This is a genomic window from Enterococcus diestrammenae (genome assembly GCF_049384045.1).
In the GTDB taxonomy this organism is placed as follows: Bacteria; Bacillota; Bacilli; order Lactobacillales; family Enterococcaceae; genus Enterococcus_C; species Enterococcus_C diestrammenae.
The window spans coordinates 1-25,962 of sequence record NZ_JBMRGR010000029.1; the positions used below are offsets into that span (position 1 = coordinate 1).

19 protein-coding genes are annotated in these 25,962 nt (G+C 43.2%); 5 read left to right on the forward strand and 14 right to left on the reverse strand.

Annotated elements, in window-relative coordinates; genetic code table 11:
- Nucleotides 1-597, forward strand: a 597-nt coding sequence (locus ACO03U_RS13225) for a transposase (protein WP_423104927.1), incomplete at its 5' end; no start/stop codon positions are given.
- A 117-nt stretch (nt 598-714) separates the two neighbouring features.
- Here ACO03U_RS13225 and ACO03U_RS13230 read toward each other — a convergent pair.
- Nucleotides 715-2,496: an ABC transporter ATP-binding protein gene (locus ACO03U_RS13230; RefSeq protein ID WP_161870299.1), complete on the reverse strand. Its 1,782-nt coding sequence runs from the start codon at nt 2,494-2,496 to the stop codon at nt 715-717.
- A complete protein-coding gene (locus tag ACO03U_RS13235; RefSeq protein WP_204687913.1) occupies nt 2,483-4,234 on the reverse strand; it encodes an ABC transporter ATP-binding protein in 1,752 nt (583 codons plus the stop codon). Before ACO03U_RS13235 ends, ACO03U_RS13230 begins: the two co-directional genes overlap by 14 nt.
- Before the next feature lie 139 nt (nt 4,235-4,373).
- Between ACO03U_RS13235 and ACO03U_RS13240 the strand changes: the two genes are divergently transcribed.
- Nucleotides 4,374-5,210, forward strand: a complete 837-nt coding sequence (locus tag ACO03U_RS13240) for a helix-turn-helix transcriptional regulator (RefSeq protein ID WP_204687915.1) — start codon at nt 4,374-4,376, stop codon at nt 5,208-5,210.
- Between the two features lie 525 nt (nt 5,211-5,735).
- On the opposite strand, the gene ACO03U_RS13245 is transcribed toward ACO03U_RS13240, so the two are convergent.
- Nucleotides 5,736-8,177: a DNA translocase FtsK gene (locus ACO03U_RS13245; RefSeq protein ID WP_204687917.1), complete on the reverse strand. Its 2,442-nt coding sequence runs from the start codon at nt 8,175-8,177 to the stop codon at nt 5,736-5,738.
- Nucleotides 8,178-8,580: 403 nt separating this feature from the next.
- Between ACO03U_RS13245 and ACO03U_RS13250 the strand changes: the two genes are divergently transcribed.
- On the forward strand, nt 8,581-8,751 hold the full coding sequence (locus ACO03U_RS13250; RefSeq protein WP_204687919.1) for a hypothetical protein: 171 nt from the start codon (nt 8,581-8,583) through the stop codon (nt 8,749-8,751).
- 680 nt (nt 8,752-9,431) lie between these two features.
- Here the strand turns inward: ACO03U_RS13250 and ACO03U_RS13255 are convergent.
- The 5 genes from ACO03U_RS13255 to ACO03U_RS13275 form a co-directional block, all read right to left on the reverse strand.
- Entirely contained in the window at nt 9,432-10,430 is a 999-nt protein-coding gene (locus ACO03U_RS13255; RefSeq protein WP_204687921.1) for a sugar kinase, read from the reverse strand.
- A gap of 4 nt (nt 10,431-10,434) precedes the next feature.
- Nucleotides 10,435-11,082, reverse strand: coding sequence for a bifunctional 4-hydroxy-2-oxoglutarate aldolase/2-dehydro-3-deoxy-phosphogluconate aldolase (locus tag ACO03U_RS13260; RefSeq protein ID WP_204687923.1), 648 nt, complete (start codon nt 11,080-11,082; stop codon nt 10,435-10,437).
- A 133-nt stretch (nt 11,083-11,215) separates the two neighbouring features.
- Entirely contained in the window at nt 11,216-12,019 is an 804-nt protein-coding gene (locus tag ACO03U_RS13265; RefSeq protein WP_204687925.1) for a gluconate 5-dehydrogenase, read from the reverse strand.
- A gap of 50 nt (nt 12,020-12,069) precedes the next feature.
- The gene (gene kduI, locus ACO03U_RS13270) at nt 12,070-12,912 is read right to left on the reverse strand and encodes a 5-dehydro-4-deoxy-D-glucuronate isomerase (RefSeq protein ID WP_204687927.1); all 843 of its coding nucleotides are present in this window, start codon (nt 12,910-12,912) and stop codon (nt 12,070-12,072) included.
- A 177-nt stretch (nt 12,913-13,089) separates the two neighbouring features.
- Nucleotides 13,090-13,851 (reverse strand): IclR family transcriptional regulator, encoded by a 762-nt coding sequence (locus ACO03U_RS13275; RefSeq protein ID WP_204687929.1) that lies wholly within the window; start codon nt 13,849-13,851, stop codon nt 13,090-13,092.
- A gap of 232 nt (nt 13,852-14,083) precedes the next feature.
- Between ACO03U_RS13275 and ACO03U_RS13280 the strand changes: the two genes are divergently transcribed.
- Both ACO03U_RS13280 and ACO03U_RS13285 read left to right on the forward strand, forming a co-directional pair.
- Complete coding sequence (locus ACO03U_RS13280; protein WP_423104931.1) at nt 14,084-15,460, forward strand: MATE family efflux transporter; 1,377 nt, start codon at nt 14,084-14,086, stop codon at nt 15,458-15,460.
- 307 nt (nt 15,461-15,767) lie between these two features.
- The gene (locus tag ACO03U_RS13285) at nt 15,768-17,774 is read left to right on the forward strand and encodes a KUP/HAK/KT family potassium transporter (RefSeq protein WP_204687931.1); all 2,007 of its coding nucleotides are present in this window, start codon (nt 15,768-15,770) and stop codon (nt 17,772-17,774) included.
- A 55-nt stretch (nt 17,775-17,829) separates the two neighbouring features.
- Here the strand turns inward: ACO03U_RS13285 and ACO03U_RS13290 are convergent, their stop codons facing one another.
- From ACO03U_RS13290 to ACO03U_RS13315, 6 genes are all read right to left on the reverse strand, one after another.
- Nucleotides 17,830-18,957, reverse strand: coding sequence for a trans-sulfuration enzyme family protein (locus tag ACO03U_RS13290; protein WP_204687933.1), 1,128 nt, complete (start codon nt 18,955-18,957; stop codon nt 17,830-17,832).
- 601 nt (nt 18,958-19,558) lie between these two features.
- Nucleotides 19,559-20,122: an elongation factor P gene (efp, locus tag ACO03U_RS13295; protein WP_161870310.1), complete on the reverse strand. Its 564-nt coding sequence runs from the start codon at nt 20,120-20,122 to the stop codon at nt 19,559-19,561.
- 113 nt (nt 20,123-20,235) lie between these two features.
- On the reverse strand, nt 20,236-21,174 hold the full coding sequence (locus ACO03U_RS13300) for a cation diffusion facilitator family transporter (protein WP_204687935.1): 939 nt from the start codon (nt 21,172-21,174) through the stop codon (nt 20,236-20,238).
- A gap of 351 nt (nt 21,175-21,525) precedes the next feature.
- Complete coding sequence (locus tag ACO03U_RS13305; protein ID WP_204687937.1) at nt 21,526-22,464, reverse strand: hypothetical protein; 939 nt, start codon at nt 22,462-22,464, stop codon at nt 21,526-21,528.
- A 121-nt stretch (nt 22,465-22,585) separates the two neighbouring features.
- Nucleotides 22,586-24,250 (reverse strand): glycoside hydrolase family 13 protein, encoded by a 1,665-nt coding sequence (locus tag ACO03U_RS13310; RefSeq protein WP_204687939.1) that lies wholly within the window; start codon nt 24,248-24,250, stop codon nt 22,586-22,588.
- The gene (locus tag ACO03U_RS13315; RefSeq protein WP_204687941.1) at nt 24,250-25,881 is read right to left on the reverse strand and encodes a glycoside hydrolase family 13 protein; all 1,632 of its coding nucleotides are present in this window, start codon (nt 25,879-25,881) and stop codon (nt 24,250-24,252) included. The genes ACO03U_RS13310 and ACO03U_RS13315 overlap by 1 nt, the downstream gene beginning before the upstream one ends.
- Between the last annotated feature and the right edge of the window lie 81 nt (nt 25,882-25,962).

The following is a 25,962-nucleotide window of genomic DNA, read 5'->3' on the forward strand; positions in this document are numbered from 1 at the left end:
GAGGAAAACATCCTAGAATGTCTCCATTCTCGGGTAAAAGCTTCCTCAAAAGATATTGTCGAATCGCTAAAAGGTACGTTGACAAAAGCCCATCGTTTCGAGATGCAAATTCATTTCGATATCATCGATTGTCTTGAGGAGCAGATTACTGAATTGAGTAAAGAGATTCGCATAAGAATTGCGCCTTATCAAGAAATTATCGATGAATTGATAAAGATTCCAGGTGTAAAAGAAAGTTGTGTAGAGGTCATTCTTTCTGAGATTGGTCCGGATATTTCTGCTTTTCAAACACAATTCCACCTAGCCTCTTGGGCAGGTCTTTGTCCAGGAAGTTATGAAAGTGGTGGTGTTCGGAAGAAAGCTCATATCGAAAGAGGAAATAAATACTTGAGGACTGCCTTGTATCATGCCGGGCGTGCAGCTGCGCACTCAGGTAGCCCCGTCTTTTCCGAATTTTACCATCGAATCGCAAGTCGTGGCTCAAAACAGAAAGCTGTGATTGCGACGGCACATAAGATTCTTCGCGTCATCTATCGAACACTGGAATCTACAAATAAAAAAAGCTACTGCGATGGTCTTGGCTTGACATCACAGTAACTAAAAAAAATTTCTTCACCCTTATTATAAACGAAGAGAGACTTTTTTTGCCATTTTTTGGTTTATTTTCATATAAAAGTCCTCCACACAATAACAGCGTGGAGGATTTTAATTTGCTTAAATGGCTTGTAATAAATCGTACTGGGATTGATACAAGTGATGGTATAACCCACCTTTAGCCATCAATTCATCATGAGAACCCGCTTCGGCAATCGTCCCACCGGAAACGTAGAATATCTTATCGGAATTTTTGATGGTGGACAAACGGTGAGCGATGATGAAGGAAGTTCGCCCTTCTAGAAGCTTCAATAAGCCTTCTTGCAACAGCTCTTCTGTTTTAGTATCGATTGAAGAAGTGGCTTCGTCTAAGATCAAAATCTTTGGATCAGCCAACAGCGCCCGCGCAAAGGAAATCAATTGCCGTTGCCCGGCTGACAAAGTGCTGCCGCGTTCTTCCACGACAGTGTTGTACCCGTCTTTTAGTTCACTGATGAAATCATGGGCCCGCACGATTTTAGCCGCAGCGATAATCTCTTCTTCGGTGGCATCTAATTTCCCATAACGAATATTTTCCATAATCGTTCCCGAGAAGATAAAGGTATCTTGCAACATGACGCCCATTTGTCGCCGCAAAGAGTTTAAAGTCACATCCCGGACATCATAGCCATCGATTTTCACTGACCCTTCATTGATATCATAAAAACGACTCAACAAGTTGATGACGGTGGTCTTCCCCGCTCCAGTCGGTCCCACCAAGGCGATGGATTGACCAGCATCGATATGGAAACTGACATCTTTCAAAATATCTTTGCCTTCTTCGTAACGGAAAGTCACATGCTCAAAATCAACATTGCCGTGAATTTCTGGCAGTTCAATGGCCCCAGCTTTATCTTGAATATCCGGCACTTCATCTAAAGTTTCAAAAATCCGTTCCAAGTAAGCCGTCGCGGTAATCAAATTGTTGTAGAAGTTCCCGATATTGATTACCGGATTCCAGAAATTATTGATATAAGCGATAAAGGCAATCAAGGTACCGGTAGACACATCCACGCCGATTTGACGAACACCAACGAAGTAAATGATACACATGGTAATGACTGAGATATTTTGGACCCCTGGCCAGAGTAAGAACTGAATCTTCACCGCATGCATCCAAGACGTTCGATAATCTTCCGAAACTTCTTGAAAGACCCGCAAGTTTTCTTCTTCCCGAGCAAAGGATTGGGTAATCTTGATCCCTGCGATGGACTCGTGGATATAAGCATTCATATTGGACTGCTTGTTACTCAAGACTTGGTAAGCCACCCGTTGTTTTTCTTTGATGACCATGACGATCACAAAGAGGACCGGTAGCAAAATCAAGCTATACAAAGTCAGTTTCACATCGATGGAGAACATAAACACCAAGGTGATGATGACGTTGAAAATGTCGGAAATCAAGTTAATCAAGCCGTTACTAAGCAAATCACTAAGGGTGTTGATATAGTTCACCACACGGATTAGGATTTTGCCGTGAGGGCGATTGTCAAAATAAGAAAAAGGTAGTCGTTGCAGATGTTCAAAGATGTCATAACGCATATCCTTCAAGACATCCTGACCTATTTCGGTAATATGGTAAATCCGGTAACGCATGCAGATGGCGATGATGACTAAAGTGGCAATAAAAGCGCCGCCAATCACTAGCAACTCCTGCATATTTTCTTGAGGAATCGTGGAATCGATTGCTCGTTGTGTGAAGATTGGCGCTAACATCCCGGCCGTATTGGCCAAAATAATCGTCGCTAAGACTTTGATAATCGGTGCTTTATAAGGTTTGATATATTGAGCCAAACGCTTGAGGTCCGTCCAGGAAAACTCCTGCTCCAACTCCTCATCCACGTCGAATTTATTTCGTGCCACTTTCCTCACCTCCTGAAAGTCCTAATTGTTTTTGGTACACTTCGTAGTATTTGCCACCTTTGGAAACCAGCTCTTCGTGGGTTCCTTGTTCCACTACCCGGCCTTTTTCCATCATCAAGATCAAATCTGCCTCTCGTACCGAAGAAATCCGGTGAGCGATGATGAAGGTGGTTTTTTCGTCAGTTAATTTGGCTAATTCTGTTTGAATCTTGCTTTCTGTTTCCATATCGACAGCTGAAGTTGTATCATCCAAAATCAAAATGGAAGGATCTTTAACCAATGCTCGGGCCAAGGAAATCCGTTGTTTTTGGCCCCCGGAAAGTCCAACCCCGCGTTCGCCGACAATTGTTTCATACCCTTGAGGCATCCGGGAAATGAAAGCATCCGCATCGGCCACCACCGCCATTTGCCGTACATAGTCACTATCCGCAAAAGGATTACCAAATGCGATGTTGTCGGTGATGGTATTGGAGAACAAGAAGACATCTTGCATCACCATGGAGATATTTTCACGCAACTGGCGCACTGGATACTCTTTTGCATCCTTGCCATCAATCAACACCCGCCCCTGTGTCGGATCATAAAAGCGCCCTACCAAGTTCACCAAGGTGGTTTTCCCCGAACCAGTCTCTCCTAAAATCCCAATCGACTGGCCTGGTGCAATTTTGAAGCTGATATTTTCCAAAACATTGTGTTTAGGATCGTCAGAAAAATGGAAAGAAACATCTTGAAATTCCACAAAACCTTTAATCGGATGCAACTGATTTTCTTCAGAGACTTCGATTTGTGGTTCAGTATTAAGCATTTGGCGAATCTTGATACATGCCGCTGAGAAACGTTGGGCATCATTAATCAACCAACCTGCCATCCGCATCGGGTTATTCAACATCCACAAATACCCATTGAAAGCGACTAAATCCCCGATGGTCATTTCCCCTTTGATACAAAGGGCGCCCCCAAAGATCAACGTGATGACAGCCAGTGAACCGGCTAAGCCATCTAACACCGGGAGATACGTACGGGAGACATCAGCAGAAGCCATATTTCGTTGTTTAAAATCATCGTTGTAGCCATTAAATTTATCAATTTCAAAATCTTCTCGGGCAAAAGCTTTGACTACCCGGTTGCCACCGATATTTTCTTCTACCATAGAGTTCAACCGTGAAAAACTTTCCCGAATTTCAAAAAACAGCGGCCGTGCTTTTTTACTCATGGCGTTTGTCATCAAAAAGATAATCGGCGTAATCGCTACCAAGGCTAGCATCAATTTCCAGTTGATAAAGCCCATCACCACGACAGCCGCGGTAAACCAGATGGCACATTCCATGATGTTGTAGATCACCCAAGAGACAAAGTGACGAATCGCATCCATGTCCCCAGTCATCCGAGCCATGATATCCCCCACCCGTGTATGGTTGAAGAAATCAAAATCTAGTTCCTGCAATTTTTTGTACATATCTTCCCGCAGTTGAAAGATTGTATTTTGCCCTACTCTTTCCCAAAGTATTTGGTAAGAATAACGCATGACCGTTCGCACCAACGTCGTTCCAATCATGATGATGATCAGCGGAATCAATAAGTTCACTTCGTTGTTATAAATGACCTGATCCACCACCATTTTGCCAAGATACGGATTGATTACAATAAGTATCGCATTGCCGATCAAGAACAAAGTAGCTAGAGCGATTTTTCCTTTGTATTGTTTGACATATTGCCAAATCCACTTTGAATTGCTCATTTTTCAGACATACCTCCTGTCGTCTATATAGCTTAACTGAATAAATAAAGAATGAAATGGGATATTTTAGTTTTTTTGATGTAGAATGTTATTATCTGAGCCCCGAAAAAAAGAACTTTTATACAATGGAGAAAACCACATGGAATTAGTAAATCCCCTAACCTTCAACCCGGAAATTGTCTACGTTTTCGATCCTTGGAACAAACCGGATAACTTTAATAAAATGCATTGCCACGACTTTATGGAAATCACCATTATGTTAGAGGGGGAAGCCTATTATCAATTTGGCGCCACCGAACCCGTGATTGTCCGTGCTGGCGAAATTTTGCTATTCAATCCTGGCGTCCAGCATTCAGAATGGCAAGCCCCCGATACCTGCTCTCATCAACTGCATATTGGTCTAAAAAATATCTCCTTAGACGGCTTAAAACGTAATTTCTTTCCCAATACCCATCCCCGCCTAACTTTAGGGCGTTACCAACATAATGTGATTGACAAAGCATGGGAAGCAATTCGAGAGCTTAACGAAGAACGAGAAGAATTCAAGCTGATGCAAAAAGGGCAAATCATCCAAATTCTTGCTTATATTTTACGGGGTCTGACAGAGCAACACGCCAGTATGGCACCGCAGCTGTCCTCCAGCGAAAAACGCCATCAAAAAATCGTCAACCAAACGATTTACTTCATCGAAAATCACTACGAAGAAGAGATCACTCTTGAGAAACTCGCCTTGGATCATTTCGTCAGCCCGACTTATCTTTCCCGTATTTTCAAAGAATCGGTGGGGATGAGTCCGATTAACTACCTGATCAACATCCGTCTCACCCACGCCATGGATCTATTGAAAAAAGGTAAAAATACCATCAAAGAAGTCGCCAAAATGGTAGGGTATCAAGATGCCTATCATTTCAGTAAATCCTTTAAGAAGCAATTTGGCTTGTCACCCTCAGCGATTACGCCGGAAACAGAAGCCTAAAAGCATTGCTGTCGAAAATAGGTTGTACTTACTTCCAGTGGCTGGAGGTGTAGCAGTGGGACCTCCTCTAGTCACCTCCAGTAAGTACAACCTATTTTTGCGATAGAAAATATCCAGTTATGGCATGATCGTCCATATCGTACCTAGCAAATGGTCGCCAAAACTTGCTGATAACATAAAGCGTGACAGGTAAGTATAAATCTCCAATAACATTTTAGTTTCGCAAAACAACTAGCTGGACACTTATTATCCCAGAAACTGGTAATCTTTGGCGCAGTAGGCTGGTACTGGCAGTAGCTCCAAGGATTCAAAGTGAATTACTCCCCGTTAATTATCGTTTTTTGCTAATTTATGGGGAATTTAAACTTGAAAGACCAATGCCAAACGCGCCTTTTGTTTGGCATTAGCCGGTCCAGCTACCGCCAGCTCCAGCCTACGTAGCCAAAGTACCAGTTTCTTTCCTCTCTATAAAAAAGCGCCACGACTAGTTTTTTTTAATACTAGCTGTGGCGCTCTTTTTATTGTTTATGCTTCTGGCATTTCTGGTTCCTCTTCTGGCGTTGGTTCAATCAAAACTTTCCGTGGCTTACTACCTTCAGAGGGGCCCACCACACCATGGGCTTCCAGTTCGTCTACTAACCGAGCTGCCCGGTTATAGCCAATACGGAAACGTCGTTGTAGTAAGGAAACACTGGCAGTTTGCATATCCACCACCAACTCTTTGGCTTGGTCAAAGAGTTCATCTTCCGGTTCGCCCCCGTGACCACTAGCTCCGGATGCTTCCTCGTCAGATACCATCATCTTTTCTTCATAATGGGCTTCTTGTTGATCCGTGACAAAGGCCACTACCCGTTCTACTTCATGGTCGGAGATAAATGCCCCCTGCACCCGAATCGGTTTGTTTTCCCCCATCGGTAAGAAGAGCATATCCCCTCGTCCTAAGAGTTTTTCTGCCCCGTTGGAATCAATAATCGTCCGTGAATCCACCCCACTAGATACTGCAAACGCAATTCTTGAAGGAACATTGGCTTTGATGATCCCGGTAATGACATCGACACTTGGCCGTTGAGTGGCTAAAATCATGTGAATCCCGGCCGCTCGAGCCATTTGTGCCAAGCGAGTGATGGCATCTTCCACTTCATTAGAGGCTACCATCATCAAATCCGCTAATTCATCCACGATTACCACAATAAAAGGTAAGGTGGGGTGAATTTCGCCAGTTTCCATATTCTTTTGCATCACCAATTCGTTGTATCCGGTAATGTTACGGACGCCGGTCGCTGCAAATTTTTCGTAACGTTCTTCCATTTCTTTGACGACTTTTTGCAATGCTTGGGCTGCTTTGCGTGGATTGGTCACGACAGGCGTCAATAAATGAGGAATGCCATTGTAGACATTTAATTCCACCATTTTTGGGTCAATCATCATCAGTTTTACTTCATGGGGTTTGGCCCGCATTAAAATACTCGTGATAATGCCATTGATAGCAACTGATTTCCCACTCCCGGTAGACCCAGCTACTAACAAGTGGGGCATTTTGGCCAAGTCGGCAGTTTGTACGCGACCCGAAATATCCCGACCCAATGGCACTTCCAACAACTTATCTGGGTGATCTGGCTGGGCATCAATCACCTCGCGGAAGCTAACTGTTGATACTTGACTGTTAGGCACCTCGATCCCTATCAAAGACTTCCCGGGAATCGGTGCTTCCATCCGGACATCTTTGGCAGCAAGAGCTAAGGCAATGTCATCGGTTAAATTAACGATTTTTGACACTTTTACGCCGACTGCCGGTTGGACTTCAAACTTAGTGACGGCTGGTCCTAAGCTAGCCTTAACTACCTTAGCATCCACGCCGAAACTCTTGAAGGTTTGTTCCAACACGCCGATATTGTGTTCAATTTTTTTGTACTCACCAGACTGATCCGCAGGTGGGATTGTATCCAATAAATCCGCTGTCGGTAATTGGTAATCCCGGTCCTCGATTTCTTCGGCAATCTCGAAGTCCAGGTCTTCCCCGTCATCTTCTCCATCTTCCGCAGTCCCCGCAGCAGAGCTATTGAGTTTATTTGCCGCTTTAGTAGTACTGCCTTCACTTGCAGCTGCCCCACCCTTACCGTATGCCTGTTGGGTAAAGTCATCGATAATCACCGGCAGCTCGGTTTGTTGTGGCTCGACTGCTGCTACCGTTTCATCCTGTTGACTCTTCGCTATTCTTTCGTCAGCAGTCAACGGCCGCACTTGATTTTTCTCATTTTCCATCAATTGTAAGCGAGCGGCTTCTTTTTCTGCCTCAATCCGCGCTTGTTTTTCAGCTTGTTTGGCTTCTTTTTTGGCGACGCGAGCGGCTTTTTTCTCCTGATTTCCAGCCAGCGCTTGGCCGACTCTTTGGCCTGCGTTTTGCAAATGGTCGACAACTTCACCACCAGATAACATACTCGCCAAAAAGATACCAAATAAGATCAACAAGCCGGCAATCAAATAGCTGCCAATATTGGCAACCAAAAAGAAAGTACCACTGTAAAGAAGCGCTCCGAGCATTCCGCCACCGACATTTTCAGCAACTTTACTGCTACGTATATCCCTTACCAAATGGGACCAAGTCGCCCCCAAAATATTGACTGCCTTGCCCTCAAAGGTGCTAATAAACAAAGCCTCAAAAATCACCAAAATACCTAGATAAATCAATAACACACCGATTATCCGCCGATAGTTTTTAAAGTGGGCTTCGGTATTTTTTACCATCAGCCAAATCCCATAGGCCCCTAAGCCAAGGAACAATAGTGGATATGTGTTTCCACCGATTATTCGTAAACAATTAGCCAGCAAAGTTCCCAGAAACCCTAAACGGAATAACCCAAAACCGGCAAATAGGACAAATAACAAGCCAACCAGAACAACCGTCAATTTTTCTTGTTGTTGTAGTTCTTTTTTTGTTTTTTTACGTGGACTTTTTTTCTGTACCATCCTTCGTCTCCCTCATTTCATCCTTTCCATTATAACCAAAAAATGACGGGAACAAAAGTTTTCCTATTAATAAAAACCGCTGCTAGCAGATTTACAAAAAATATAAAGTTTTTTTAAGCTATTTCAAATTGAACAATTTACAAGATAAGACTAGGTTTTTAGCTAAAAAAGCAGAATTAACGGCTATCTATCGCCATTACAAACAGCTGACTTCCAATCATTTTGGCCTATTCGACGTTATTTATCCCATCAAAAAATACGTTCGATATTTTTTATCTTTTCATTTATCGAGAGTTTTGTTAAAATCACGATGGGATGTGGTGTCCTTTTCCTGAGTTTTTTCTTTCGCTTCCACCGATTGAACTGCAGGAAATGAAATAAATTGGTTAAGGAGCATGGTTATATGAAATTTTTATTCTTTTTCGTCCTATTTGTTGCCGGCTGCGTCTATCTATTCTACTTATTGACCCGCCGTACCATTCGCGAAGCCTATGAAAGTATCGAAGGCAAAAATGAATTGATCCGCAAAACAAAAGCTTTTTTCGTCGGTATCTTTCGCCTAATCGCATATTAATTTGTAGTTTGGCAATCGTTTGCGTCCAGCTACCATTCAAAACAATCCGAACACTCTCGTATCTTTTCTTGGCACCAAGATACGAAAGGTCCGGATATTTTTGTCTGTTACGCACCAATTTGATGCTTTTCTATGTATACCAGCAATCACATTTAAGTTATTCTATCCTACTTCAGAAAAACAAAAAACTAATCCGAACCTCACACTAGAAAACTAACTCCCATCACCTTTAACACAAGGTATAAGAAACCTACTAATAATACCGTCGAGCTAATAATAAACAATAAAAACCCTAACCAAAAACTGTTCGGCTTACGAAACATCAGCGTTCCCTCACTTTCTTAGCTATGCCAATTCTGATTTTAAGAATAACAGAATAACAAAGACAGCTGATAAAAATGAATGTAATTTTATTTATTTCAAACACAAAACTTTCTATTAAAAGTCAGATCCTAGTTGAACGGATTCAAATTTGCGATTTATGATTTTTTTGTTTTTATTATTTGAGTATTCAAACTAATTTTCTCATTTTTTTATTTTTTTAAGTTATTAAAGTTTACCCATAAAACATTCAGAAATTTCTGTTTTTCATATTTACTGGGTTTCATACTGTAATCCAAATCAAAAAGCTTGCAACTCTTCAAACAGGTTGAAGTAGTTGCAAGCTTTTTTAACTCTGATTATCGTTTGATTTCTTTGACTCCATTTTTCAGCATTTCTGAAATTTCAGTAGCCGAAAGTTGATTGTGATCCCCGTGAAAAGTATGTTTCATAGCTGATGCTAGTGCTGCGAAGTCCACCGTTTCCTGAGGAGACATCCCCGTCAACAAACCATGCAAAATCCCACCAGTATAAGCATCGCCCCCACCAACCCGATCGACAATCTGTTGAATGTCATAATTCACCGATTGGTACAAAATACCCTCCGTATACAAATTCCCCAGTAAAAAATTGTGATTGGCATCGATAACTTTGCGGGTCGTGCTATAAAATGTTTTGATATTCGGATAGCCCTTTTGAATTTCTTCATAGTAATAATCCAAAGAAGCGCCAGCTACTTCGGGCACCTTGAAGAAATTCAAAGCATCCAAACGCCCGGCAGAAAGCACATCCACCCAATTAGCCATTTCCCGCACAAATGTGCCACAGTCAGCCACTGACCACAGCTTGCCACGGTAGTTAACATCTAAAACGACAGTAATGTCTCGCTCTTTAGCAGCTTTCGCCAAGGTCAATGTGAGTTGACGCCACGACTCTGACAAAGCCGGTGTGATACCAGAGAGCAATAACAGTTCTGTCTCTCCAAGCACGTCATCTAGCTGCCATTCCAACTCTGTCATCATGGCAAAACTAGAATACTTGCGGTCATAGACAACATTTGAAGAGCGTAAGCCGACACCGGTTTCCAGGTAATAAGTACCTAAGCGCTCACCGCCTTCCAGTAAAAAGCGCGTGTCCACACCGTATTTTCTTAAATGCTGTTTTACCGCTTGTCCCAAAGGATTTTGGGGCACTTTACTGGCAAAAGCCACTTGATGCCCGTAGTTGGCCAAAGAGACGGCTACATTTGCTTCGCCACCACCATAATCCGCAGCAAACACCTGACTTTCCGCCATCCGAGTATCTTCTATCGTCGACAACCGCAACATAATTTCCCCAAGTGTCACAACTTTTTTCATGAAATTAGTTCCCTGCCTTGATCCGTTTAAATTCTGCCATGTATTCTTTGGCGGCAGCAGTAACGCCTTCGTAATCGCCACTTTCAGCTGGTTTCATCAAATTACCACCAACTCCGACAGTCACGACACCAGCTTTAAACCAGTCTTTCATATTTTCCAAGCTAACCCCACCAGTTGGCATGATGTTCACATGTGGCAGAGGCGCTTTGAAAGCACCGATGATTGATGGACCAAAAGCCGAACCTGGGAACAATTTTACAATATCGACACCCGCTTTCAAGGCGTCCTTGATTTCAGTAATAGTCATGCAACCTGGCAAATAAGGAATTTGATACAAATTACAGATTTCGGCTGTTTCTTGATCAAAGGTAGGGCTAACAATAAAATCAGCTCCTGCCATGATGGCTAAACGAGCAGTGATAGCATCTAAAACCGTTCCTGCTCCGATAACCACTTCAGGATCTTCATTAGCGGCTACCATTTCAGCAATGACTTCATCGGCTTGGGGTAATGTAAAAGTGATCTCTAAGCCTTTCATGCCCCCTGCTAAGAGTGCTTCACAAGATTTGATGCCTTGTTCTTTTGAATTGCCACGAACCACTGGAATTACACCAGCTTTTTCCAATTTTGTTAAGATTTCTACACGTTTCATACGTTTTCCTCCTTTTTTTTGCTAGTTCGACGATTAGTGCCGACGCTAGCTAACCAGCAACGACAGAACGAATACTACTAGAACCACTCAATTAACACAGCTACCCAACGAAGGTACCACGATGGTCATGGAGCTAAGGTTGTTTCCCAATATATGCCAAGATTCCACCATCTACATAAAGAATATGCCCATTGACAAAATCAGAAGCATCAGAAGCCAAGAAGACAGTTGGACCAGCCAAGTCAACAGTTTCTCCCCAACGTCCCGCAGGTGTTTTTGATACGATAAATTGATCAAAAGGATGACGAGAGCCATCTGCTTGGGTTTCTCGCAAAGGTGCCGTTTGGGGTGTTGCAATGTAGCCCGGACCAATGCCATTACATTGAATATTGGCTTCACCAAATTCAGAACAGATATTTTTGGTCAGCATTTTCAGGCCACCTTTTGCGGCTGCATAGCCCGCAACAGTTTCCCGACCCAATTCAGACATCATTGAACAGATATTGATGATTTTACCATGACCTTTTTTGATCATACCTGGTAAAACAGCTTTTGCTACGATAAAAGGTGCATTTAAGTCCACATCCACTACTTGACGGAAATCAGCAGCCGACATTTCCAACATTGGAATCCGTTTGATAATCCCAGCATTGTTGACCAAAATATCGATAGTACCAACTTCTTTTTCAATTGTTGCGACTAATCTATTCACTGCCTCTTCATCCGTCACATCTGCTACATAGCCATGGGCCTCGATGCCAGCAGCTTGATAACTGGCCCTTCCTTTGTCCACAAACTCTTGTTTTAGATCGTTAAAGACGATTGTTGCGCCAGCTTTCGCCAACGCTTTTGCTATTTCAAAGCCAATACCATAAGTCGCACCTGTTACCAGTGCCACTTTGCCATCAAGGCGGAACATATCCATAGAAAATTCCATCGCTTACTCTCCAGTCGTTTTAAGGGATCTTCCATTGTCATTGACAATCCCTATTTCATTTCACTCATCGGCACCATATCCATATCAGTGTAGGTAATATTTTCACCACACATCGCCCAAATAAAGCTGTAATTAGCGGTGCCTACGCCAGAATGAATCGACCAACTTGGAGAGATAACCGCTTGGCCTTCGTCAACAACTAAGTGCTTGGTCTCATCTGGTTTGCCCATCATATGGAAAACGCGAGTATCCTCATTGGCATAGTCAAAGTAGACGTAAGCTTCCATCCGACGTTCATGGGTATGACAAGGCATCGTGTTCCAAGCCGAACCTGGTTCCAGAATTGTGTAGCCCATTTGCAATTGACAGCTTTCACAAACATTGGGATGAATGTATTGGTAGATTTTCCGTTCATTCAAGGTGACGCCTTCACCTGTTTCCATCGGTTTGACTTGATCGATGGCGATTTTAACATTTGGATATTTTTTGTGAGCAGGGACCGAGCTAATATAAAATTTTGCTGGATTCGCTGCATCTTCAGAAGTAAAGACGACATGCTTCGTTTCTTTACCAATGTAGTAACCATCTTGTTTTTTCATGGTTTCTTTTTCGCCATCGATTTCGATAAAACCAGGGCCACCGATATTGATCACCCCTAGTTCCCGGCGTTCCAAGAAATAAGCCACACCTAACTCAGTAGACAACTGGATTTCTAAGGCTTCAGTTGTCGGGGTCACACCACCGAAAATCATACGGTCATTGTGTGTATAAGTCAGGTGAATCTCGCCAGGTACAAAGACACTTTCCACCAAGAATTCTCGGCGAAGTTCTTCTGTTGAATAGTGTTGGATATCAAGAGGGCTATGAGTGTAACGCGTTTCCATCGTTTGCATTATCGTTTCTCCTTTTACCACTATTTAATTTTCCAAATAGGAAACATATATTTTCTTATTGGAAATAACAAGTTTATTATACATGGATTTGAGGAAATGGCAACCGCTTTTCCCCGGTTTGTCCTGATTTTTTGCAACCCTTTTCAGTGAGTGAAAAATCATTTTTTCGCTAATCTTTTAGTTTCTTGAAAAGCCGGCCTCCAATTGCTTTTTAGTTTCTAAAACTTGTTGGACAACTTGTTTTTTAAACTCTGGCGTCACGCGATATTTGGGGATGCTCACACTGAAAGCGCCAAGGATTTCGGAACCTTTCATGATGGCCGCTCCGGTACAAAAGATGTCTTTTTCCATTTCCTCATCATCAAAAGCAACTCCTGTTCTTTTGATTTCGGCTAATTCTTCAGCTAACTTCAATGGGTTGGTAATGGTCTGGGAGGTATAAGGCGTCAGTTTGGTCACAGCAAGATAAGCTTGATAATCTCTTTCAGAAAACTCTGCTAAGACGGCTTTCCCCATCGCCGAAGAGTACAGCGGCCGCGTAATTCCTATTTTTGAGGACATTAAAATCGTCTGACTTTTTGGTTCTAGCTTATTCACATAGACAATTTCGTTGTTAGACAAGATGCCTAAATGAATGGTTTCATCAAGAGCGTCGTTTAGTTGTTCAAGGTAAGGACGACTATTTTCTACTAAAGTGGTTTGCTGGATATCATGATTGGCATAACGTACCAATTTTGACCCTAGGCGGTAAGTTTTATCCGCCTGTTTCTCTACATAACCAATCAAAACTAAAGTATCGAGAATTTTTAAAGTTGTCGAAGGGGTCATGCCACAGCCTTTGGCAATTTCTTGGAGGGAAGAATGGGCCGCTTCCGCTAAAAAATCCAAAATATACGACGCCTTGATCAATACCGTACCATAAGGCTTTTGATTTTCCATATAATACACCTCGTTTTCTATATCAGAAATTATAAGCGAAATTTCTTTAAAAAGAAAGCTGAATTACTTGTTGCAGTAATCCTTGATCATTTTTTCTAATAGAAATTTTCCAACTGGCACTTTCTTTTGAGAGTTGATGCTTTTTTCTCAGAATGTGATAAGCTTAAGGAGCAACTAAAGTCAGCGCTATCATTTTTTGCTGGGATAAACAAGTGAGGGGTAGGTTATTTTGTTGGCAACTAAACGTATAGGGAACAAAATCCGGGGGTGGTTCTCCGGGGAGGATATTTCATTTGCCTTTATCGTCTCTTTGGCAGTACCGGTCATCATCGATCAATTCTTTTTAGTCAGCTTCAACTTTATCAACACCGCCATGATTTCCTCCTCTGGTGCAGAAGCCGTCAGTGCTGTGAATATGGTGGGATCCTTGCACTATTTCATGGTTCAGGTATTTGCCGCAGTAGGTTTGGGAGGCACCGTGGTGATTGCCCAATATTATGGGCGGCGTAATTTTAGAGAGATGGGGAAAATGGCCGCTAGTACGGTCTTTGGCTGTTTTTGTATGGCTTTAGCCTTGACCATCACCTTTTTAGTACTGCGAGATCCTGTCTTATCCTTACTTTTCGGAAAAGCTGAACCCACTGTCATGACTAATGCCAAAATCTATATGACTGGCCTTTTACTGAGCTATCCGATGCAAGCGATAGTTGAAGGCACCAATGGTAGTTTGCGAGGAATCGGTCGCACGAAGGCCTCTCTCAAACTTTCATTATTGATGAACGCCATCTATATTGCTGGGAACTTTCTTTTCGTCAGTCAGTTGGGTTTAGGGGTACGGGGCTTGACCTACTCCTTAAATATTTCCCGTTTTATTGCCGTCTTTTTTGCGATTTATACCTTGTATGCCAATAGCGGGCTGCTTCACATTCGTCGCTTGTATTTTCGGTACCCCTCCTATAAGAAGATTTTACACATCATCAAAATTTCCATCCCTTTTGCCACCGAATCTCTTGTCTTTAATGGGGGGAAAATTATCATGCAAATTTTGATCGTCTCCCTCGGAACTCAAAATATTGCGGCCAATGCCATTGCTGTCAGTTGGGTGCAGCTGTCGGAAATTATCCCTTCAGCTTTGAGTACCTCCCTCGTCCCTATCGTCGGTCAATGTATCGGTCGGGACAATATCCGCGATGCCAGAAAACTGACGAAATCCTTCGTCTTATTAGGGTGTCTAGCCTTTATTACTGTTGATTTATTGCTACTCCCATTCTTCCATGTGGGAATGAGTCTATTCAATCCACCCGCCGGAACAGTACCATTGATTTTCCAGATTTTCATCATTTATATCTTTACCCATTTTCTTTTCTGGTCTATCAGTTTTATTTTACCCGCCGCCTTGCGAGCAGCTGGCGACGCCAAATTCACGACAGCCGTCTCCTTGTTGTCCATGTGGATTTACCGTATCGGCATGGGTTATCTTTTTGGAATTTACCTTGGCTATGGCTTGCTAGGACTGTTCACGGTCACTTGCTCGGAATGGGCCATTCGTGGCAGTATCTTTTACTTCCGGTTTCGCGGTTCCAAGTGGTATGCCAATAAACTAATTTAAACACTTTCTTTCACTACTCCGGTCAGCCCCTCAACTTAATTGAAGGCTAGCCGGATTTTTATTTTGAAAGAAGTGTATTTTTTTGACTTCCCAATGACTTCTTTGTACAGTAAGCTCAATTCAACGTGTTTTTTTCAAAAATTCAAAAAACTATTTTTCTACTTCAAACACGCTAGTAAAATTCGTCAAAAAAAATTGTAAAAGACTCTTTTATTTCCTAGATTTTCAGAGTAAAATAGCTCGACAAACAGTCCAATAAACGAATTAAACTTAAAGAAGACTATGTTCACGAGGAAGGGAGCAAATCATGAAACAAGAACAACCAAAACATCACCAACTGCATAAGATTTCCTTTGCTGGCTTATTGGTAGCTATGGGGGTGGTCTATGGGGATATTGGGACTAGCCCACTCTACGTAATGAAAGCCATCGTCGAAGAAAACGGCGGGTTGGCATCCATCAATCGAGATTTTATTTTAGGAGCAGTATCCTTGATTTTTTGGACATTGACCATTTTAACCACTGTCAAATATGTCATCATCGCCTTAAAAGCTGATAACCACGGGGAAGGTGGGATTTTCTCCTTGTACACCTTGGTGCGTAACCAAGGGAAGTTTTTAATCATTCCCGCTATGATCGGTGGCGCAGCGTTGTTAGCGGATGGCGTCTTAACCCCTGCTGTGACCGTCACCACGGCGATTGAAGGGTTACGGGGCATTCCTGAGTTTTTTGACCGTTTTGGGATGGATCAAAACATTATCGTTATCATTACCTTAGTCATTTTACTAGTGCTCTTTTCCATGCAACGCTTTGGTACTGACATGGTAGGGAAAGCCTTTGGACCGGTAATGTTCCTCTGGTTCACCTTTTTAGGGGTGATGGGGATCCTCAATTTCAGCCGAGATCTATCCGTCATTTCTGCTCTTAATCCTGTTTATGCCGTGAAATTGCTGTTTTCGACAGACAATCACCTAGGTATTTTTATCTTAGGCAATATCTTTTTGGCAACTACCGGGGCTGAAGCGTTGTATTCCGACATGGGACACGTCGGCAAACGCAATATTCACGTTAGCTGGCCTTATGTAAAAATCTGTCTAATGCTGAACTATCTCGGCCAAGCTGCTTGGCTGACCAATGTCTACCAAGACACGGATGTCCAAGCCATCGAACAGTTGAATCCGTTCTTCCGGATGTTACCAAACGGTTGGATGGTCATCGGGGTTGGTTTCGCAACGATTGCTGCCGTGATTGCCTCCCAAGCGTTGATTTCTGGCTCCTTTACCTTAGTCTCTGAAGCGATTAAACTAAAACTATTGCCGCGGATGAAAATCATCTATCCAGGAAAAACTATCGGCCAGATGTATATCCCGGTGATCAATACCTTGTTATGGATTGCTTGCTCTTTAGTCGTCCTCACCTTCCGGACATCTTCTCATATGGAAGCCGCTTATGGATTGTCCATCACGGTGACGATGTTGATGACGACCCTCTTGTTGTTCTTCTTTATGAAGCAAAAAGGGCATTCGCTAGTCACTTCACTCATCATTACCCTGTTCTTCGGTGGGATTGAAACCATCTTCTTTATCTCTAGTGCTGTCAAATTCTTCCACGGTGGTTTTGTGGCAGTCTTGATTGCCTTAGTCATTTTGTTAGTCATGGCCATTTGGGAAGGCGCCAATATCATTGAAGAAAATGTCAGTGATGAGGTCAATCTGCGGGATTATTTACCACAACTGACTGCTTTGCGGGATGATCAAACAATTCCTTTATACCAGACCAATGTCGTCTTTTTAGTTCCCCGCCTTTCTGGTGATGAGATCGAGCGCCAGTTTGTTTATTCCATTTTGGATAAACGACCAAAGCGGGCCCAAGTTTACTGGTTTGTCAATGTAGATGTCACCGATGAACCCTTTACTCAAGAATATGAAGTGGACACGATGGGCACTGATTTTGTCATCAAAGTTAAGCTCCATCTCGGCTTCCGCATCGAACAAGAAGTCAACGTCTATATTCGTCAAATCATCCATGACTTGATGAAAAGTGGTCGGATTCCCCAACAGCCACAAAAATATTCCATCACTCCCGGACGCAATGTTGGTGATTTTCAATTTATCCTGATTCAAAAGATACTCTCCAACAATACCGTCTTGAGTAAATGGCAGCGCCAAATCATGCAAGCCAAGCTCTTCATTAAGCGCCATACCATGTCCCCGGAAAATTGGTTTGGTCTGGAATACAGTGATGTCTTGTATGAAACGGTGCCGCTGGTAATTGGTGCACCAAGAAAGACACGGTTGAAGGAACGAAAGAACTAAAAACAGGCCCCTGTACAACGGTTGATTGTTGTATGGGGGCCTTTTCATTTTTATTTTACACTTGCATCAAAGCTTGTTCCAAATCTGCAATCAACGTTTCCTGGTTTTCTAAGCCAACGTGTAATCGGATGACCCCACTAGGAACACCTGGCAATTCTTTATTCACAGTAGCATCCGCCACCAAGCTTTCAAAACCACCCCAGCTCACCCCATGTTGGAATACTCGAAGTTGTTGGATAAACTGATTTTGTTGTTCTTTGGTACCGTCGATAATCAAGCTCAACAAGCCATTAAACCCAGTCATTTGCTTAGCCGCCAGCTCATAATCCGGATGACTAGGCAAGGCCGGATAAAAGACTTGCTTCACCTTAGGATGGGCTTCTAAATATTGGGCTACCGCCATGGCATTATCTTGATGCCCCTTAATACGATAAGGTAAAGTCCGCAAACCTCGCAAAATCAGCCAAGCCTGATGGGGATCCATCACCGCGCCAAACAAGGCTCGCTCCTCTTCCACCATTGGCTCCAATAACTCCTCACTGCCAATCAATACCCCACCCATGGCATCACTGTGGCCACCGATGTATTTTGACGCCGTATGAGCCACCAAATCAATCCCCAATACCAATGGATTTTGAAATAAAGGCGTGGCATAGGTATTGTCAATCATGGTTTTGACACCAGCTTTACGAGCAATTTCGGCGATAGCAGTAAGATCTTGCACCCGAAAGATATGAGAAGACGGGCTTTCTAAATAAATCAAGCTGGTTTCCGGTCGCAACGCATCCGCGATTTCTTTGGGATCATTTCCCACCACAAATGTCGTCTCCACACCGAATTTTGCTAAATAGTTCGCCAAAAAATTATGGGTTGGTCCATAAACGGTATCCACACAAATCACATGGCTATCTTTTTCAATACAAGTCATGATGCCTGCTGAAATTGCGGCCATGCCACTGGCAAAACCCAATGCCCGCTCGCCTTGTTCTAGGGCAGCCATTTTCTTTTCCAAAATTTCCGTCGTCGGATTATTGATTCGGGAATAGACGTACTCCTCTTCTTGGATGCCATTAGTTTCAGTGGGTTTGACAAATAATGTCGTTTGAAAAATTGGTGGCACCACTGATCCCAAATAACGATCTGGACTCTCTCCTAAATGCAGAATAATGTCTTCTTGTTTCATTTACTTGTTCACTCCTTAGCTTCACTTAACTAAATGTAATTGTTGGCCCCTATTGATTAGGCTACGTATTCCATCAATAAACGTACTAAAAACCTCGGTTAGCTGAAAGTTCACTTTTTTAAGTTTCTCACTAATTTTTTGCCATCCAATCACTATTACTTACAGAAAAAACTTAGAATCCCATCGCACGTCAGCCGATGACGTCAGGTGATTAGCGGTAGATAAAAGGAAGTACTTCAATAATTTCTTTTCCACCCTCTAGAGAATTTTTTCTGAAAAGCGCAAAAAAGACCAACGATTTAATAATCGCTGACCTTTTCGTTAATGCGACAGTTAATTAGCTACTGTATTTTTGTAAGCAGCGAACGCTTTTTCGAGCAAACGCTAAGAAAACCGGCCGGTCTAACTACCGTCAACCCAATTCCTAGGTGGCTAAATTTCACCTTTTTCGGGCATCACAATGATGGTCTGATAGGCCACTTAATTTCTGATACATCAGGCTTTTTTAAGCTTAATTTTTTATAAGTTCTCTATCTACAAAAACAGCGGAATCCGATGATAATCACTCGGATTCCGCTGTTTTGATAAGCTGTTTGGCCGATTATTTCCCAGCCCGTTTGACATAAGTGCCTTCAGCAGTGTTGATTTCTAATAGCTCACCCGCTTCGATAAAGTCAGGAACATTGACTACCAAGCCAGTTTCCATGGTTGCTGGTTTACCAGAGCCAGTAACTGTCGCCCCTTTGATTGATGGTTGGGTTTCTGACACTCGTAGAACGACGGTAGATGGCAGTTGCACACCGATCACTTCTGAACCGTAGAATTGGATTTTCACTTCCATATTTTCTAGGATGTATTTCAATTCTTCTGCAACTGTTTCTACAGGAATTTCATATTGTTCATAAGATTCTGTGTCCATAAAGTAAGCAGTATCATCCATCATGTACAAATATTGTACATTGTTCGTGTCAATATGAGCTTTTTCAAATTTTTCATCAGGACGCAAAGTTGTATCATACGTTGCCCCTGTGCGGACATCCCGTAGTTTCATTCGCATAACAGTATTCCCTTTACCAGGTTTGTGGTGACTGGCTTCCAATACTTTAATCAGTTTGCCGTCTTGGATGAATGTCATCCCGGCCCGCAAATCGCTTGCTGAAATCATGATTATCCTTCTTTCCGTAAATTAGTCCTTGTCCATTTTAGCAAAAGGAGCGCCGATAAGCCACCTTTAGCCAAAATTTCTTTTTATCAATGTTTTTTTATTGGCAGCCTAGACTAGCGATGCATTCGATAATTGGCTTGGTATTCGTCCACTTCGATGTAGATATAAGCCTTTTTATCCGGCAGACTTCTGCGGATATTGGCTTCAATCTCGTTAATAATCGAATATGCCAAGCCTTCTTTTTCCCCTTGAATATCCACTTTGGCGGCGATCATGATTTCATCTGCGGACAAATGTAACGTCTTCAAATCCAAGAGATGATCCACATCTGGTCGCTCAAAAGCACTGCGAATCTTCGCCAAATCGCCAGCCGTGACACTTTCGCCGATGACCAAGCTATAAAACTCCCGCGCCAAAAAAATCGCCGCAAACATCAACAATAACCCAATCAATAAGCCGCTCAACGCATCAAACACACCGTTGCCAGTGACCATCGTCAATACCGTCCCTATCAAGGCTAGCAATAGACCAATCACCGCACAAAAGTCTTCCGTAAAAATAATCAAAATCTCACTATGACGACTTTCTCGTAAGAATTTAAACAAGGGCAACTTTTCGGTATTCAGCTGGCGAATTTCTTTGATAGCGACCCGTAGCGAACTGCCTTCTACTAACATGCCAAAAAGCAAAATAGCAATCACCAGCCACTGGTTACCGACTTCATGAGCAGGATGGAAGAGTTTTTCTGCTGCCTCCATCACCCCTAAGGCCCCACCACCGAAAAAGAGCATCGTAGCTACAATCGTACTAAAGAAATACTTAGCCCGCCCTTCACCAAACTGATGCAATTGACTTTGGCCAAGATTGGCTCGTTTATCTCCTACCAATAATAATGCCTGATTACTACAATCCACCACACTATGAATGGATTCATTTAGCATGGCCGCACTACCACTCAGCAAATAGCCGATAAACTTACTGATAGCCACCAAAATATTCGCCGCCAAGGCAGCCAAGACAGCTACCATTCCACCTGTTTTCTTTGCTTCCATGTCCATCCACTCCTAATTGATCGTCTGTTAGGCTTATTATAAGTTTTTTCCGGCATTCCCACTACCAAAAGCTCTCCATCTCCATGTAACTGTATGCTCAAAAGTATCGTAGCCCTCGGACTGTCATAATCCTACAATCTAAGTGATTCTCCGCTAGCAAGTTCCCCTATTTTGTCGATAAGCGCTTGATTCAATTTCCTACTTAATCTGGTTTAAAGAGTAGTAAGTATTCGTACCCACGGGTCATATATAAGTCTATTTGCTGCTCAAATTTTGATCAATCATTTCTGATAAAAAGCTACAACTTCCGCTTTTCTCAACGAAAATGAAAGTCGTAGCCCAATCAGTTCATTATTCACGATAAAATGTTTGTTCTCCCAAAGTTAGGGTCGTGTAAGGCGTTTCCTCAGTAGCCGGCACCAAATAAAATTGGAAAGGAACAGGATTCTCACCTAAAGAACCATTGCCATAGCGTCTGGAGAAGGCATTTAAATCCCAGCTGAGGGTATATTGATTTTGCCATTGTTTGTTTGCAGTGATTTGATATACTCGCTGATCGACGGCGAACATCAGAGTATCCTTCGTCAAAGTCAAAACCGGTGTCTGGGTGGCAAAACTCCCTTTTTCATCTGGTGGCGTACCATACCAATGCCCTTGTAAAACTTCTGGAACCAAAGGCGCGGATGGCGGCTCCTCAGTGGTGTCCGGTGTCAGTTCTTTGACTTTTTCTGCTACATCATAAGCTGCTTTTTGTTTCACCAATCGCACCAACAACTGGTCCAACTCCCCCCGCTCTTCAACTAAGGTGGGATTGCCATCTGCTACATTACGGGCATCGATAAGCTGATTTAACGCCTCCTCGTAGTCATCTTCTGCCAGAGACTGGCGGATGGTTTTCAATCGGTTGTCAAAATCGTCCACCACTTTCTGAGCAGCTTTGACGGCGCTAGCTTGAGCGCCCCCTTGTTGCTTGACACTGCGGGACAAATCAGAACGAGCTAATAACTCAGCTACAGTTTGCTTACTTTCACTTATTTTACCCGCTTGGAGTTGTCGCTCACTCTTTTCTAGCAAAGCAGTCTGCTGTTGGTAGTCAATGGCCGCTTGATCCCTGGGCTCAGCTTGTAAAGCTAAATCAAAAGATGCAGCGGCTTTTCGATAATTTCCTTTCGCAATAGCCGTCACCCCAGCCGCTACCGCCGATTCATAAGCCGTGTTTTGGCTTTGACAGCCGCTTAAAAAGAGGACCCCCATCATTAAACAAACCCCAAACTTGCTCCTACTACTCATTTTTCTACTAGCCTCCAAATTGCCAATCATACTTTCTACCTTAAATTCACGCTTCAAAAATCATTATACCAGTGGTTTTTAAGGGATTCAAAAAAGCCGGCGTGGTCACCGACTTTCCTGCTTAATTCATTGCTAATTCATAGACCGCCGCATCATACGGCGCTAGCGTCAATTTTTTGGTCAACAAACCTGCCGTGGCATCAGAGGCTAAGTTGCCAAAGACATACGTGGCAGCAGTCTCTTGGTTGAGATAGCGTTTTGGGATGGTCAGGATACGCTTTTTAGCTGATAAATTGGCTATCACTAAGAAAGCTTTCTCTTGGCCCTGTCGCAGATAAGCAAAAATATCCGGGTCCCCAGCAGCCACCAAATCAAAGCCACCGGTCACAAAAGTCCCTTCAGCTTTGCGAAACCCAATCAACTTCTGATAAAAACGCAAAACAGATCCCTCGTCAGCCATTTCCGCCTCAACATTCAGCTGGGGATAATTGGGATTGACAGCCAACCAAGGGGTACCACTAGTAAACCCACTGTTTGGTGAACCGTTCCACTGCATCGGAGTCCGAGCATGGTCCCGGGTCCAATGGGTCGTCAAGCGCAATGCCTCCTCCGGCGAGACACCAGACTCTAACAACAAACGATAGTGGTTGTGGGAATCTTTGGCATCCACCTCAGCAATAGTGGCAAAAGGATAATTGGTCATTCCTAATTCTTGCCCCTGATAGATAAATGGCGTACCTTTTAAAAGCATGTAAGCCACCGCTATTGCCTGAGCGGACTTCACCGTTTCATTTCCCAACACTGAGTTAATTCGCGGGTTATCATGGTTTTCTACATATAACGCATTCCAACCCGCATTTTCCAAATGTTTTTGCCAACGAGCCAAGACTTTTTTAAAGCCCAAAACATTGATTCGTTCTGAGCCAGGCTCTCCTTCCCGCACATTGTGTTCCAGCTCAAAAATCATATCTAGATAGCCATCGTCATCCGTCCAGCTGACAGCTTGACGGCTGGAAACACCACTAGCTTCTCCCACTGTCATCACATGATATTTGCGGAAAAGCCCCTGCAAATCCGTCATATACGCCTCAATCCCAGAAACATTCATAAACGGTGCCCACGGATTATCAGTAATTTTAAAATCCCAAGGTTCTTTTTGCAGATGACTGATGGCGTCCAAGCGAAACCCATCGATTCCTAACGCTAGCCACCATTCAATCATCTGATAAATTGCTTGGCGCAGCTGACCGTTCCGCCAATTCAAATCGGGCTGTTGTGGTGCAAAGACATGAAAATAACTCTCCCCACTGTTTTCATCATAAGTCCAAGTGGAACCCCCGAAAAAGCTTTGCCAATCATTTGGCGGTTGTTTTTCGCTGGTCGCTGGTTGCCAGTGGTAATAGTCCCGATAAGGATTATCCTTGCCTTTTTTGGCCTCCAAAAACCAAGGATGTTGGTCAGAGGTATGATTGATCACCAAATCCAAAATTAGCTTCAGCCCCATTTCATGGCATTTGTCCAACAAGACTTTAAACTCTGCCATCGTACCGTACTCTGGCTGGATTTTCTGAAAGTCTGAGATATCATAGCCATTGTCTACATTTTGGGAAAGGTAAATGGGGTTTAACCAGATAAAGTCCACACCCAACTCTTTTAGGTATGGGAGCTTTTCCATGATACCCGCAATATCACCAATACCATCCCCGTCAGCATCTCGGAAACTTCGAGGATAAAGCTGGTACCCCACCGCATATTGCCACCAAGGTTGCTGTAACTCATGGGTCATTATTCTTCCCTCACTTTCACAGTAAAGGCTTCCCACGGGGCTAACAATCGGTGGTCAACACTTGTAATTTTCTCTGGGTAATTATGGATGACTGGTGCCAACACGCTAAACTGAGGCAAATGCAGTTCTTGCGTATCATCGGAAAAGTTGCCCACTACAAGCCAAGTTTCCCCTTCATAGCGACGAAGATAAGCAAAAATAGTCGTCGGCGTCGACAATAGCTCAAAATCCCCCCAAATCATTAGCGGGTGTTCTTTACGCAGCTTGATCAATTGTTGATAAGTGTAAAAAATCGAGTTTGGATCCGCCAAAGCCGCAGCAACATTGATTTCTCGATAATTAGGATTCACGGCTAGCCATGGTGTACCCGTAGTAAAACCCGCTTCCTTAGTAGCATCCCATTGCATCGGGGTCCGGGCATTGTCTCGGCCTTTTTTGTTGATAGCGGTAAGAATCGCCTCTTTGGTGAACCCTTTTGCCAACCGCTCGTGGTACATATTGCGACTTTCAATATCTGCAACTTCACTAATATCCGTCACTGGTGCGTTGGTCATCCCGATTTCTTCTCCCTGATAAACATATGGCGTTCCCTTCATCATATGGAGTAAAATCGCAAATAGCTTGGCACTCGCTTCTCGGTAACGGCTATCATTGCCCCACCGAGAAATGATTCGTGGCAAATCGTGGTTCTCCCAAAAGAGAGAGTTCCAGCCTTCTGACCCTAATTCCGTCTGCCAACGAGCCAAAGCATGTTTTAAAGCCCCCACATCCAATGGTTGCAAATCCCATTTTTCTTTACCAGGCTCTTGATCCAGGCCCATGTGTTCAAACTGAAAAACCATCGACAATTCTTGCCGTGCCGGATTGGAGTATAGTTTGGCGATTTCCGGCGTCGCTCCCCAAGTTTCCCCCACCGTCAACAATTCTTTGCCACCAAATGTCGCCTGATTCATCTCTTGCAGGTATTCATGGAGCTTAGGACCATTCCCGGTAATTTCTTTTTCTGGGATTTTGCCAATCAAATCAATCACGTCCATCCGAAAACCGCCGATGCCTTTATCAATCCAAAAATTCATCATGTCATAAACAGCTTGGCGCACTTGAGGATTCTCCCAATTGAGATCCGGTTGTTTTTTGCTGAAAAGATGCAAGTAGTATTGACCACTGGCTTCATCTAGCTCCCAAGCTGTTCCTGAAAAAGTCGAACCAAGGCCATTGGGAACGCCTCCGTCTTTTGCGGGATCCGCCCATACGTAGTAATCACGATAAGGGTTTTCTCGACCTTTTTTGGCTTCCACAAACCACCGATGTTCATCGGAAGTATGGTTTACCACTAAATCCATAATAATCTTGATTCCACGTTTAGCCGCTTCGGCAATGAGTTGCTCCATATCAGCCATCGTGCCAAACTCGGCCATAATGTTTTCATAATCGGAAATGTCGTACCCATTATCATCATTGGGGGACTGATACACTGGGGATAACCAGATGCCGCCAATCCCTAGTTTTTCCAAATAAGGTAGTTTCTCAATGATTCCCGGTAAATCGCCAATACCATCCCCATCAGAGTCTTTAAAACTCCGGGGATAAACTTGGTAGATTACCACTTCTTGCCACCAATGCTTTTTCATCTACTTACTCCTTGTATATTGTATTTAGGGTTTTAGTCTTCATGATTTGTAAGGATAACCCTATGAACCTGTGTTATTAAA

Excerpts from the sequence above, each read along its gene's own strand:
- ACO03U_RS13235 (WP_204687913.1), bottom strand. The coding sequence starts at position 4,234 with ATGAGCAATTCAAAGTGGATTTGGCAATATGTCAAACAATACAAAGGA.
- ACO03U_RS13240 (WP_204687915.1), top strand. The coding sequence starts at position 4,374 with ATGGAATTAGTAAATCCCCTAACCTTCAACCCGGAAATTGTCTACGTT.
- ACO03U_RS13245 (WP_204687917.1), bottom strand. The coding sequence starts at position 8,177 with ATGGTACAGAAAAAAAGTCCACGTAAAAAAACAAAAAAAGAACTACAA.
- ACO03U_RS13250 (WP_204687919.1), top strand. The coding sequence starts at position 8,581 with ATGAAATTTTTATTCTTTTTCGTCCTATTTGTTGCCGGCTGCGTCTAT.
- ACO03U_RS13255 (WP_204687921.1), bottom strand. The coding sequence starts at position 10,430 with ATGAAAAAAGTTGTGACACTTGGGGAAATTATGTTGCGGTTGTCGACG.
- ACO03U_RS13260 (WP_204687923.1), bottom strand. The coding sequence starts at position 11,082 with ATGAAACGTGTAGAAATCTTAACAAAATTGGAAAAAGCTGGTGTAATT.
- ACO03U_RS13265 (WP_204687925.1), bottom strand. The coding sequence starts at position 12,019 with ATGGAATTTTCTATGGATATGTTCCGCCTTGATGGCAAAGTGGCACTG.
- kduI (WP_204687927.1), bottom strand. The coding sequence starts at position 12,912 with ATGCAAACGATGGAAACGCGTTACACTCATAGCCCTCTTGATATCCAA.
- ACO03U_RS13275 (WP_204687929.1), bottom strand. The coding sequence starts at position 13,851 with ATGGAAAATCAAAAGCCTTATGGTACGGTATTGATCAAGGCGTCGTAT.
- ACO03U_RS13285 (WP_204687931.1), top strand. The coding sequence starts at position 15,768 with ATGAAACAAGAACAACCAAAACATCACCAACTGCATAAGATTTCCTTT.
- ACO03U_RS13290 (WP_204687933.1), bottom strand. The coding sequence starts at position 18,957 with ATGAAACAAGAAGACATTATTCTGCATTTAGGAGAGAGTCCAGATCGT.
- efp (WP_161870310.1), bottom strand. The coding sequence starts at position 20,122 with ATGATTTCAGCAAGCGATTTGCGGGCCGGGATGACATTCATCCAAGAC.
- ACO03U_RS13300 (WP_204687935.1), bottom strand. The coding sequence starts at position 21,174 with ATGGAAGCAAAGAAAACAGGTGGAATGGTAGCTGTCTTGGCTGCCTTG.
- ACO03U_RS13305 (WP_204687937.1), bottom strand. The coding sequence starts at position 22,464 with ATGAGTAGTAGGAGCAAGTTTGGGGTTTGTTTAATGATGGGGGTCCTC.
- ACO03U_RS13310 (WP_204687939.1), bottom strand. The coding sequence starts at position 24,250 with ATGACCCATGAGTTACAGCAACCTTGGTGGCAATATGCGGTGGGGTAC.
- ACO03U_RS13315 (WP_204687941.1), bottom strand. The coding sequence starts at position 25,881 with ATGAAAAAGCATTGGTGGCAAGAAGTGGTAATCTACCAAGTTTATCCC.